The 11,970-nt window shown below is 63.3% G+C and carries 8 protein-coding genes; 7 read left to right on the plus strand and 1 reads right to left on the minus strand.

Features of this window, described 5'->3' with window-relative positions; all coding sequences use genetic code 11:
• Nucleotides 1-39 precede the first annotated feature (39 nt).
• Genes HX855_RS30330 through HX855_RS30340 form a run of 3 tightly spaced genes read left to right on the plus strand, consistent with a single transcriptional unit; the run spans nt 40 to nt 4,588 of the window.
• Entirely contained in the window at nt 40-1,212 is a 1,173-nt protein-coding gene (locus HX855_RS30330) for an efflux RND transporter periplasmic adaptor subunit (RefSeq protein ID WP_177083036.1), read from the plus strand.
• Nucleotides 1,213-3,186, plus strand: coding sequence for a MacB family efflux pump subunit (locus HX855_RS30335; RefSeq protein ID WP_177083038.1), 1,974 nt, complete (start codon nt 1,213-1,215; stop codon nt 3,184-3,186).
• A gap of 7 nt (nt 3,187-3,193) precedes the next feature.
• Entirely contained in the window at nt 3,194-4,588 is a 1,395-nt protein-coding gene (locus HX855_RS30340) for an efflux transporter outer membrane subunit (protein WP_177083040.1), read from the plus strand.
• 61 nt (nt 4,589-4,649) lie between these two features.
• On the opposite strand, the gene HX855_RS30345 is transcribed toward HX855_RS30340, so the two are convergent.
• Nucleotides 4,650-6,269, minus strand: coding sequence for a PvdJ/PvdD/PvdP-like protein (locus HX855_RS30345; protein ID WP_177083042.1), 1,620 nt, complete (start codon nt 6,267-6,269; stop codon nt 4,650-4,652).
• Between the two features lie 208 nt (nt 6,270-6,477).
• Between HX855_RS30345 and pvdM the strand changes: the two genes are divergently transcribed.
• The 4 genes from pvdM to HX855_RS30365 all read left to right on the plus strand — a co-directional run bounded on the left by pvdM (nt 6,478) and on the right by HX855_RS30365 (nt 11,902).
• Nucleotides 6,478-7,848: a pyoverdine-tailoring dipeptidase-like protein PvdM gene (pvdM, locus tag HX855_RS30350; RefSeq protein WP_177083044.1), complete on the plus strand. Its 1,371-nt coding sequence runs from the start codon at nt 6,478-6,480 to the stop codon at nt 7,846-7,848.
• Nucleotides 7,845-9,125, plus strand: a complete 1,281-nt coding sequence (locus HX855_RS30355; RefSeq protein WP_177083045.1) for an aminotransferase class V-fold PLP-dependent enzyme — start codon at nt 7,845-7,847, stop codon at nt 9,123-9,125. Before pvdM ends, HX855_RS30355 begins: the two co-directional genes overlap by 4 nt.
• A gap of 46 nt (nt 9,126-9,171) precedes the next feature.
• Nucleotides 9,172-10,089: a formylglycine-generating enzyme family protein gene (locus HX855_RS30360; protein ID WP_177083046.1), complete on the plus strand. Its 918-nt coding sequence runs from the start codon at nt 9,172-9,174 to the stop codon at nt 10,087-10,089.
• A gap of 151 nt (nt 10,090-10,240) precedes the next feature.
• Entirely contained in the window at nt 10,241-11,902 is a 1,662-nt protein-coding gene (locus tag HX855_RS30365) for a cyclic peptide export ABC transporter (protein ID WP_177083047.1), read from the plus strand.
• The last annotated feature ends 68 nt before the right edge of the window (nt 11,903-11,970 follow it).

The raw sequence follows: 11,970 nt of genomic DNA on the forward strand, positions 1-11,970 counted from the left end.
CCGCGCCTGCGGCCCGATCTTTCCTGGCTGGAACTCTGCATGAAACGTCCTCGACCTGCCCGACGCGCCCTGTTTGTGGTCGCATGCCTGATCCCCGTTATCGCTGTCGCCGCCTGGCAGGTCCTGCCGTCGGGCCGGGACACTCTGGCGACCGTCGTCGTGACCCGCGGCGATATAGAAAGCAGCGTTACGGCGCTGGGTACCCTGCAACCGCGACGCTATGTGGACGTGGGTGCCCAGGCCTCCGGGCAGATCCAGAAGATTTACGTCGAGCCCGGCGATCAGGTCAAGGAAGGCCAGTTACTGGTGGAGATCGACCCATCGACGCAAAAAGCCAAGCTGGACGCCAGCCGCTACGCCATTGAAAACCTGCAGGCCCAACTGCAGGAGCAACGGGCCCAACACGAGCTGGCACAACAGAAGTACCAGCGCCAGCAACGCCTGGTGGCCGGCAACGCCACCCGCGAGGAAGACGTACAAACCGCCAAAGCCGAACTGAACGCCACCCAGGCCCGGGTCAACATGTTCCAGGCGCAGATCGGCCAGGCCAGGGCCAGCTTGCGCAGCGACGAAGCGGAACTGGGCTACACCCGCATCTATGCGCCGATGAACGGTACCGTGGTTGCAGTGGATGCCCGGGAAGGCCAGACCCTCAACGCCCAGCAGCAAACCCCGCTGATCCTGCGGATCGCCAAGCTGTCGCCAATGACCGTGTGGGCCGAGGTATCGGAAGCCGACATCGGCCATGTCAAACCCGGCATGACCGCTTATTTCACCACCTTGAGCGGTGGCGCCCGACGCTGGACCAGCACCGTGCGTCAGATCCTGCCTATCCCGCCCAAGCCCCTGAACGAAACCAGCCAGGGCAGCGGCAGCCCCAGCAGCGCCAGCAAAAGCGGCACGGGCCGGGTGGTGCTGTATACCGTGCTGCTGGACGTCGACAACACCGACAACGCGTTGATGGCAGAGATGACCACCCAGGTATTTTTTGTCGCAGGCGAAGCCAGAAACACCCTGACAGCGCCCGTTGCAGCCCTGCAAAGCAGCCTCAAGGCTGACAGGCAGATCGCCCGGGTGGTGGCGAAAAACGGCAGCATTGAACAGCGCGAAATCCGCCTGGGCCTCAGCGACCGCCTTCGGGTCCAGGTGCTGGAAGGCCTGAACGAAGGTGATCACCTGTTGATCGGCCCGGCCGATGGCAGCGGGGGTTGAATGTCGACCCCACTGATCGAACTCAAGGGCATCCGCAAATCCTACGGCGGTGGTGACACGCCCCAGGTTGACGTACTGCGCGGCATCGACCTGTCGATCCATGCCGGTGAATTCGTGGCGATAGTCGGCGCCTCCGGCTCCGGCAAATCCACTTTGATGAACATCCTTGGCTGCCTCGACCGCCCCACCGAGGGCGATTACCTGTTCGCCGGGGAAAACGTCGCCCAGCTGGACAGCGACGAACTGGCCTGGCTGCGCCGCGAAGCCTTTGGTTTCGTGTTCCAGGGTTACCACCTGATTCCGTCGGGCTCGGCCCAGGAAAACGTCGAGATGCCGGCCATCTATGCCGGCACGCCGGCGGCCGAACGTCACGCCCGCGCGGCCGCCCTGCTCGATCGCCTGGGCCTGGCGTCACGCACCGGCAACCGCCCGCATCAACTCTCCGGTGGCCAGCAACAACGGGTTTCGATTGCCCGCGCCTTGATGAATGGCGGGCATATCATTCTCGCCGACGAGCCTACCGGCGCACTCGATAGCCACAGCGGCAAGGAAGTCATGGCGTTGCTCGATGAGCTGGCCAGCCAGGGCCATGTGGTGATCCTCATCACTCACGACCGGGAAGTGGCGGCCCGGGCCAAACGCATCATCGAAATTCGCGACGGGCTGATCATCAGCGACAACGCCCGGGACAACCCCGAAGCCCGGACCCGCGCCAATCCCGGCGCCCTGCAGGCGGTGGACCTGCGCAAACGCCTGAGCGAAGGGGCGCAAGCCTCCGGCGCCTGGAAAGGCGAGCTGGTCGATGCGCTGCACGCTGCGTGGCGGGTGATGTGGATCAACCGCTTCCGCACCGCTCTTACCCTGCTGGGAATCATCATCGGCGTGGCGTCGGTGGTGGTGATGCTGGCGGTGGGCGAAGGCAGCAAACGCCAGGTGATGGCGCAAATGGGGGCGTTCGGTTCGAATATCATTTACCTCAGCGGCTCGGCGCCCAACCCGCGTACGCCGCCCGGGATCGTCACCCTCGACGATGTCCACGCCCTGGCCACCCTGCCGCAGGTGCAACGGATCATGCCAGTCAATGGTTCCAACGCCGGCGTACGCTTCGGCAATGCCGATCACCTGAGCTATGTCGGCGGCAACGACACCAACTTCCCGGCGATCTTCAACTGGCCAGTGGTGCAAGGCAGCTACTTCACCGAAGCCGATGAGCGGGGCGCAGCCGCCGTCGCGGTGATCGGCCACAAAGTGCGCACCAAGCTGCTCAAGGATGTCGCCAACCCGATCGGCCAATACATCCTGATCGAGAACGTGCCCTTCCAGGTGGTGGGCGTGCTCGCGGAAAAAGGCGCCAGCTCCGGCGACTCGGACAGCGACAATCGCATTGCGGTGCCCTACTCCGCTGCCAGCGTGCGGCTGTTCGGCTCACGCAATCCGGAATACGTGGCGATCGCCGCCGCCGACGCACGCAAGGTCAAGGAAACCGAACACGCCATCGAGCAATTGATGCTGCGCCTGCACAACGGCAAGAAGGACTTCGAACTGACCAACAACGCTGCGATGATCCAGGCCGAGGCTCACACCCAGAACACCTTGTCGCTGATGCTCGGCTCGATTGCCGCGATCTCACTGCTGGTAGGCGGCATCGGCGTGATGAACATCATGCTCATGACCGTGCGCGAGCGCACCCGCGAGATCGGTATCCGCATGGCCACCGGCGCCCGCCAACGCGACATCCTGCGCCAGTTCCTCACCGAGGCGGTGATGCTCTCGGTGGTCGGCGGCATCGCCGGCATCGCCCTGGCACTGATCGTCGGCGGCGTGCTGGTGCTCAGCCAAGTCGCCGTGGCGTTTTCCTTGCTGGCTGTACTCGGGGCCTTTGGCTGCGCCCTTGTGACCGGTGTTGTCTTCGGCTTCATGCCCGCCCGCAAAGCTGCCCGGCTCGACCCGGTCACGGCCCTAACCAGTGAATGATCGACCTATGAAACCGCGCCTCAGCCTGTTGACCGTATGCCTGATCCTCAGCGCCTGCGGCAGTCCCGTTCAACGCCTGGACAGCGGCATTGCCCCGCCGGCCGCCTGGCAGTCACCCCACAGCGCCAGCACCGAACGCGATGACGTGCGCTGGTGGACACGATTCGCCAGCCCCCAACTCAATCAATTGATCGAGCAGGCCCAGGTCGGCAGCCATGACCTGGCCGCCGCCATCGCCCGTGTGCGTCAGGCCCGCGCCGATACGGTGATCGCCGGTGGCTCGCAACTGCCGGAGCTCCAGGGCACAGGCAATGCCAACCGCCAGCAACTGATGCATGGCAATGGCTATCGTCAACTGGACGCCGACAGCAGCAACAAGGCCGTCGATTACTTCGATGTGGGCCTGAGCGCCAGTTACGAGATCGATTTCTGGGGCGGCAAACGCGCCTCGCGCGACAGTGCCGGGTTCAGCCTGCAAGCCAGCGAGTTCGACCGTGCCACGGTCGAGCTGACCTTGCTCAGCGGCGTCGCCAACAGTTATGCGCAGTGGCTGTCCCTGCAGGAACAGAGTCGCATCGCCGAACTGAACCTGGCCAACGCGCAAAATGTCCTGCAACTGGTGCAGACCCGCTATAACGCCGGGTCCGCCACCGCCCTCGAACTGGCCCAGCAAAACGGCCTGGTCGCCGCCCAGCAACGGCAATTGCCAACCGTCCGGCAACAGGCCCGGGAAGCACAGATCAGCCTCGCAGCGCTGCTCGGTCGCCCGGTGCAGGCGCTGCCGTCCAGCCACGAATCCTTCGATCAATTGCAATGGCCGCAGATAGATGCAGGCCTGCCCAGTGAGTTGCTGGCTCGCCGCCCGGACATCGCCCGGGCCGAAGCCCAACTGGCGGCGGCCCAGGCGAATGTCACCGTGGCCCGTGCCGCCATGCTGCCCAAAATCACCCTGAGCGCCAGCCTCGGCTCCGGCGCCAACCAGGCTGACGACTTGCTGCGCAGCCCGTTCTACAACCTCACCGCCGGCCTGGTCGCACCGATATTCAACAATGGTCGCCTGGGCGCCGAGCGTGACAAGGCAACGGCCCGCCAGGAAGAACTGCTGCACACCTATCGTGGCGCAATCATCAACGGTTTCGCGGACGTGGAAAAAGCCCTGAACAGCATTCGCGGTCTTGATGACCAGCGTCAGTGGCAAAGCGAAGAACTGAACCAGGCGCAGACCGCCTTCACCATCGCCCAGGCTCGCTACCAGGCCGGGGCCGAGGATTTGCTCACCGTGCTTGAAACCCAGCGCACGCTGTATGCGGCGCAGGACCAAAATGTACAACTGCGACTGTCGCGGATGCAGGCGAGTATTGCCCTGTACAAGGCTATCGGCGGCGGGTGGCAGGCGCAGTAGTGGATTGACGTCTGCAGCGTGCAATCGCGGGCAGGTTCGCGATTGCACCACAACCCGGGCGTCAAGCCGGGCTGGTCTTGGCCTTCAGATTACGCGCATACCACGGCCGCTGCGGCACGCGACGGAACAGGCTGGCGAGCTTTTTCTCGTCGTTGAGGAAGGTGATGCCTAACGCCAGCTTCATGGTTTCCGGGTCCATCTCCACGGTCTTGCCCCTCTGCAATCCCGGCGTGGTGCTGCAACCGTGGGTGTCCGGTCCGAGCCACGGGTCATCGACTTCAACCCAGCGCCCTGACGCAAACCACGGTACACCGTTGACCACCAGACGGCTGACCTCACCCGGATGGAAACGCTCGTGGGCACGGAACCAGTCTTCGATACGGTCGTCGATCCAGCCATGGAAGTGCCAGAACACCGGGTTGACGTGGGACGAAAACGGATCGCCAAGGAAGTCGTTTTCCAGGCCATACCAGCGCGGGGCGAAATCCGCCGGGTCACGGGCAAAGGGCACCGGCTGACCGTTGGACGGGTCTCGCGGTACCGAGGCCCAGCGCATGTGCAGCCAGTCGTGCAAACCCAACTCGACCTCCGAGCCGAACTGGCCCAGCGTCAGGTTGGCCAGGTAGGCCGGATCGCGGTATTGCGACTCCCAGACCTGGAAATTACTTTCATAGGTCTCGGCCGTTTTCAGGTCACTGACCCAACGGCTGTACTCGTCATCACCGTCCGCGAGCCAGGGCGGCGGCAGCGCCGTGCCGTCATGGTTATCGAAGTAACGGGCGAACCCGACGCGATCGCGAATAAGCTCCGGCTGCGGTAACGGGAAGTATTCCCAGGACGGCAGGTCCTGCATCGAACGCGCCGTGCCGAGCATGTGCCGGTGCATGAAGAAAAAGTCCACGCCCGAGCCGTTGCGGTCCTTGCGCGGCCCACGGGCATCGCGCTCGTTGTCCCGGGGGCCGGGCTGCCAACCGATGCCGCGCAGGGCATCACGCTTGTCCTTGGCCAGGGTGTGCCACTTGTCTCGCGTCGCGTGCCACAACTGGTGAAACAGGCGATGTTCGGGAGCGATCAGCCAGGCCAGCAGCGTCGGATTGAGCGGGGTGCGCTCGCGGGCTTCGGGGAACAGCCGTTTGACCGCGACAAAGCCGTTGTCCTGTACGGGCAACGCCAGCGATCGGTCCAGGCGCCACGCCTTGCCACTGAGGGTGCCTTTGCCCGCATTGCCGAAGTTGGCCCAGACCTCGTCCAGAATCATCTCCAGTTCATAGCTGACGAGCCCGTCGGCACCCACCAGCCGCCAACTCAGCTTCGCCGCGTCAGCACCGGCCAGATCACCCAGAATTCGATAACGGGGTGTTTCGCCGGAACGCAAACGCTCCGCCGTATCGAGGAAGCCGCAGACCCCACGCCCCTTCTGGCCGATGTCGAGGAACACTTGCAAGCCCTGCGCCGGCAATCCTTCAAGGCCCGCGTCATGGCCTTCGAAGCGAATATCCCAGACCCCGCGCAAGGCACTGGCCAGGCGTTGCCCAGCCAGGTCCGCGACGTCGAATGACGCTTCGCCAGGGGTGATCGTCGGATCCGGCTTCGTCCATTCACGGTGCCCGAAATAAGCCGCAGGCACCGCAGCGCCGGTCACTGCCAGACCCGCCATGAACCATCGTCGAGAAATCTTCATTGCCCTACCTGTGTCAGCCGTGAAGCAGGCTTTATCCAAGCTAGAACGTTTGCTCCCGGCACAAATTTATGGCGCGGTGCAAAAGAGCAAGCCGCCGCCCACCGCAATCTTTTGGCAGCCGCCTAAATTCCCTGGCCAATCACTCGTCCCCTCCAGATAGCAAAGGCTTTGCGCCTGCACCTCGATGGCGAACCCGACTGAGATGGCAATGACAAAACCACGTTCGAAAAAGGCTCTATTCATCGGCCTGCCTTTAGCCCTGGCAATCAGTGCCGGTGCAGGCTTTGCCGTATGGCAATACTGGTTCAAGGACGACCTCGGCTATCCGGTCAAAGTCATGAAACAGGCGGATGAATTACACGAACGCATGCTCTCCTTCGACAGCCATGTCAGCCTGTTGCAGAACTTTGGCACCGACGGCCACGAAGCCGACAAGGAGGGTACGGGCCAGTTCGATCTGGCCAAGGCCAGCCGTGGACGGCTGTCGGGCGCGGCGCTGACCATTTTCGGCTGGCCCGAAATGTGGAACGGCCCCGACGCGCCGCACAAGCCCACCGCCGGCTTCATTGATGAAGCCCGCAACCAGCAGGAAATCCGCTACAGGATCATCTCCGGCATGGTGCGCGACTTCCCCAATCAAGTAGCGATCGCCTACACCCCCGACGACATGCGCCGCCTGCATGGCGAAGGCAAGTTCGCGATTTTCATCAGCATGCTCAACGCCTATCCGCTGGGCCATGACCTGAACCTGCTGGACATGTGGACGGCACGCGGCATGCGTATGTTCGCTTTCAGCTACATCGGCAACAACGACTGGGCCGATTCGTCGCGCCCGCTGCCGTTCCTGAATGATTCGCCGGACCCGCTCGACGGACTTTCGGATTTGGGCAAGCAAGCTGTCAAGCGCCTGAACGACCTGGGCGTGATCATCGACGTGTCGCAGATGTCGACCAAGGCACTGGAACAAGTCGCACAGCTGAGCCGCACGCCCCTGGTGGCCTCGCATTCGGCGCCAAGGGCGATGGTAGACATCCCGCGCAACCTCAGCGACAAGGAAATGCAGCTGATCAAGAACAGTGGGGGCGTGGTACAGATCGTAGCCTTCTCGCAATACCTGCGCCCGCTCACCCAGACCACCCAGGACCGCCTCAACGAACTGCGCAAGACGTTCGACCTGCCGCCGCTGCCGAACCTCGCGATGGCGCTGATGCCGGGCGACCCGATCATAGCGGCGTGGTCGGAACAGAAGTTCGGCCAATACGCCAGCCGTCTCTACGCGATCCTCGAAGACGAGCCGAAGGCCAGCCTCAAGGACTTGGGCGACGCTATCGAATACGCGGTGCGCAAGATCGGTATCGACCACGTGGGCATCAGTTCCGACTTCAACGAAGGGGGTGGCGTCAAAGGCTTCGAGAACGTCGGCGAGGTGCGCAACGTGACCGCCGAACTGCTGTCGCGCGGCTACTCCGAGGCTGACATCGCCAAACTCTGGGGCGGCAATTTCCTGCGGGTCTGGGACCAGGTCGAGAAAGCCGCAAAACCGGCGCTGGCCACTGCCCAGGAAACCCCCAAGCCATGAGCAATCGTCGTGAGTTCCTGAAGCAGGCCGGTGTGCTGGCGGCGGCATTGCCATTGGGCGCCAGCCTGCCTGCCCTTGCCGGAGATGCTGCGCCGCCGCCTTTAACCGGGGACAAATGGGCACCCTTGCGTCAGCTGTTCGACCAGGACCCAAACTACCTGCACTTCTCCAACTTCCTGATCACCTCCCATCCCAAACCTGTGCGCGACGCCATCGAGCGTCACCGCGCCGCCCTCGACAAGAACCCCGGCCTGGCAATGGACTGGGACCTGGGCGTGATCGAAGAACGCGAAGAAAACGTCAGGGCCTGGGCCGGTCGCTATCTGCAGGCCAATGCCAAACAGATCGCCCTGACCGGCAGCACCACCGAAGGGCTGGCGACGATTTACGGCGGGGTACATGTGCGCCCGGACCAGGAAATCCTCACCACAGCCCACGAACACTACGCCGTGCACACCCTCCTCGCCCTGCGCAAGGAACGGGATGGCACGCTGGTGCGCAAGATCCGGCTGTTCAAGGACCCGCAGAGCGCGACCAAAGCCGAAATGCTCGCCGCCATCGATACCGCCATCCGCCCGCAGACCCGGGTACTCGGCATGTGCTGGGTGCATTCGGGCAGTGGCATGAAGCTGCCGATCGCCGACATCGGCGCCCTGGTCGACAAGCACAACCAGGGCCGCAGCGATGCCGACCGGATCATCTACGTGGTGGATGGCGTGCACGGCTTTGGCGTGGACAACCTGAGCTTCCCGCAGATGAACTGCGACTTCTTCATCGCCGGCACCCACAAATGGCTGTTCGGCCCACGTGGCACGGGCATTGTCTGTAGCCGTTTCGAAGAGGTCCGGTACGTCACGCCGATCATTCCGACCTTCTCCGAAGCCACGGCGTTTTCCACCACCATGACGCCCGGTGGCTATCACTCGTTCGAACATCGCTGGGCACTGGACGAAGCCTTCAAGTTGCACCTGCAACTGGGCAAGGCCGAGGTTGAGGCGCGCATTCACGGGCTCAACAGCTACCTGAAGCAACGCCTGCTGGAACACCCGCAAATCGAACTCGTCACCCCTTTGAGCCCGGAGCTGTCTGCCGGCTTCACCTTCTTCCGGGTCAAGGGCAAGGACTGCGACAAGATCGCGGCCTACCTGATGCACAACCGGGTGATCGCCGATGCCGTCGACCGCGATGTCGGGCCGGTGGTGCGCACGGCGCCGGGCCTGCTCAACGACGAGGCGCAGATCGACCGTTTCATGGCACTGCTGGTGACCCAGCTCTGAGCCTCGGCCCCCGTGAATTCCTTTCAACCTGTTATCGAGAGAAGTGATGAACAGTGAGCTGCGTAGTTTTTCCTTGATGTCGCTGCCTGCGCTGACGCTGGCCGCCCTGCTCGCCAGCCTGCTGCCAGGATTGGCACAGGCAACCGAGCCGCCCACACCCACGCCGGGCAAAGTTTTCAAGGACTGCAGGGACTGCCCGGAAATGGTCGTGCTGCCCTCCGGCACGTTCACCATGGGCACGCCGGAGGACGAGGTCGGCCGCGAGCCGGACGAAGGCCCTCTGCACCCGGTAACGTTCGCCAAACCACTGGCCATCAGCCGCTTTCAGGTGCTCAAGAGCCAGTGGGACGCGTACCTCGCCGACACCGGTTATGTGATGCCTGACGGCGACAATCGTCCCGGGCGCGCGTGCAAGGCCGGGATTCCCGACTATTCGGGCAGCGACCCGAAAAAACAGTACACCGACCGGCATCCGGCGGTGTGCATGGACTTTGCCGAAGCCGAGGCGTATGTCGCATGGCTGTCGAAAAAAACCGGCAAGGCGTACCGGCTGGTCAGCGAGTCCCTGCGCGAATATGCGGCACGCGCCGGCAGCACTGGGCCCTTCCCCTTTGCGTTCGATGACGGCAAGGCGTACAGCATCGCCAAACACGCCAACACCTACGGCGCCGCCGATGGCTATAACTTCACCTCGCCGGCCGGCAGCTTCCCGGCCAACGCTTTCGGCGTCTACGACATGCACGGCAACGTCTATGAGTGGACAGCCGACTGCTACAGCGAAGACTACGTCGGCGCGCCCAGTGACGGCAGTGCCTGGGTGACGACTGGAAATTGCAAGCTGCGGCGCATCCGTGGCAACGACTGGGGCGAGGCACCGGTGTTCTCGCGCTCAGGCAATCGCAACGCCACCTACGCCGACACCCGCGGCGACTGGATCGGCTTTCGCGTGGCACGGGACTTGTAACCACACCCATTGCAGCGGCGCCGGCCGCTCACTCGTCGCCTGAGCTCTCGATAAACCCGCGGGCGGCTAAATCGCCGCCCGCGGGTTTCGTCTTTTAACCAGCCTAATCCTTGAAACGTTGCCGTCAGCGGCACTAGAAGTGGAACCCTCCATGACCACAAAATCCCGCGGAGCCATCAGTGAAGTCCTCGGCCTGCTCAAGCCCTACCGGGTCGTCGTGGTGCTGTCGATCTTGCTGGGCATGCTCGGTGGCGTCAGCGTCACCGCCCTGCTGGCGACCATCAACACAGCCTTGAATGGCACCGGCAGCCCGTCCACCGAAGTGCTGATCACCTTTGCCGGCCTGTGCGCATTCGCCCTGCTGACGTCGATCCTGTCCGACATCGGCACCAACCATGTCGGCCAGCACATCATTGCCGGCCTGCGCAAATCCCTCGGCGAGAAAGTCCTGCTGGCGCCCATCGAGCAGATCGAACGTTTTCGCAGCCACCGGCTGATCCCGGTGCTGACCCACGACGTCGACACCGTCAGCGACTTCGCCTTTTCCTTCGCGCCACTGGCCATCGCCTTCACCGTGACCCTGGGCTGCCTGGGCTATCTGGCGTACCTGTCGCTGCCGATGTTTGCGCTGCTGCTGGTGGCCATCGTTATCGGTACCGTCGTGCAATACATCGCCCGTGCCAAAGGCATCAGGGGTTTCGAACAGGCGCGCGAGGCCGAGGACGAACTGCAAAAGCACTACAGTGCGATTGCCGCCGGCGCCAAGGAACTGCGGATCCATCGCCCACGCCGCCAACGCATGTTCAGCCAGCGCATCGAAGGCACCGCCGACTACATCTGCAATACCCACATTCGTTCGATCAACACCTTTGTCGTGGCCAAGACCTTCGGCTCGATGCTGTTCTTCGTGGTGATCGGTCTGGCGCTGGCCCTGCAATCGCTGTGGCTGGGCACCGATAAAGCCGTGCTCAGTGGTTTTGTGCTGGTGTTGCTGTACATGAAAGGCCCGCTTGAATACCTGGTCACCACCCTGCCGGTGGTCAGCCGCGCCAACATTGCGTTCAAGCGCATCGCCGAACTGGCCGAACAGTTTTCCTCGCCCGAGCCGCACCTGTTGCTGCGCGAGGCTGCACCGGTGGATAAACCCGTGGTGCAGCAACTGCAACTGCACAACGTGCACTACGCCTTCCCGCCGGTCCAGGGCAGCGCCGCGTTCGAACTTGGCCCGGTCAACCTGAACATCGCCCAGGGCGACATCGTATTCATCGTCGGGGAAAACGGCGGCGGCAAAACCACCCTGATCAAACTACTGCTGGGGCTCTATGCACCGCAGCGCGGTGAAGTCCTGCTCAACGGCCAGGTCGTCGATGCCGCGGCCCGCGACGATTACCGTCAGCTGTTCACCACGATCTTCGCCGACTACTACCTGTTTGATGACCTGGTGCAGGGCGAACACCAGGTTTCGGCGGACACCGACCGTTATCTGGAGCGCCTGGAAATCGCCCACAAGGTGAGCATTCAGGACGGAGCCTTCAGCACCACGGACCTGTCCACCGGCCAGCGCAAACGCCTGGCACTGATCAATGCGTGGCTGGAGGAGCGTCCGGTGCTGGTCTTCGATGAATGGGCCGCCGACCAGGACCCGGCCTTCCGCCGAATCTTCTACACCGAGCTGCTGCCCGAGCTGAAGCAACTGGGCAAAACCATCATTGTGATCTCCCACGACGACCGCTACTTCGATGTGGCCGATCAACTGGTGCGCATGGAAGGCGGCCGGGTCGTCACCCATAAAAAGCCCCTCGAAACCGCCTGAGGGGTTGCGCCTTCCCCGCCGTCAGGAGAGTCGTCCTGGCGGCCTTCAACCTGAATGTTTATCGCCGT

It is taken from the genome of Pseudomonas sp. IPO3778 (genome assembly GCF_013386825.1).
Lineage (GTDB): Bacteria > Pseudomonadota > Gammaproteobacteria > Pseudomonadales > Pseudomonadaceae > Aquipseudomonas.

What these genes read in the sequence shown, in the direction of transcription:
- HX855_RS30330 (WP_177083036.1), top strand. Translation starts at nt 40, where the DNA reads ATGAAACGTCCTCGACCTGCCCGACGCGCCCTGTTTGTGGTCGCATGC.
- HX855_RS30335 (WP_177083038.1), top strand. Translation starts at nt 1,213, where the DNA reads ATGTCGACCCCACTGATCGAACTCAAGGGCATCCGCAAATCCTACGGC.
- HX855_RS30340 (WP_177083040.1), top strand. Translation starts at nt 3,194, where the DNA reads ATGAAACCGCGCCTCAGCCTGTTGACCGTATGCCTGATCCTCAGCGCC.
- HX855_RS30345 (WP_177083042.1), bottom strand. Translation starts at nt 6,269, where the DNA reads ATGAAGATTTCTCGACGATGGTTCATGGCGGGTCTGGCAGTGACCGGC.
- pvdM (WP_177083044.1), top strand. Translation starts at nt 6,478, where the DNA reads ATGACAAAACCACGTTCGAAAAAGGCTCTATTCATCGGCCTGCCTTTA.
- HX855_RS30355 (WP_177083045.1), top strand. Translation starts at nt 7,845, where the DNA reads ATGAGCAATCGTCGTGAGTTCCTGAAGCAGGCCGGTGTGCTGGCGGCG.
- HX855_RS30360 (WP_177083046.1), top strand. Translation starts at nt 9,172, where the DNA reads ATGAACAGTGAGCTGCGTAGTTTTTCCTTGATGTCGCTGCCTGCGCTG.
- HX855_RS30365 (WP_177083047.1), top strand. Translation starts at nt 10,241, where the DNA reads ATGACCACAAAATCCCGCGGAGCCATCAGTGAAGTCCTCGGCCTGCTC.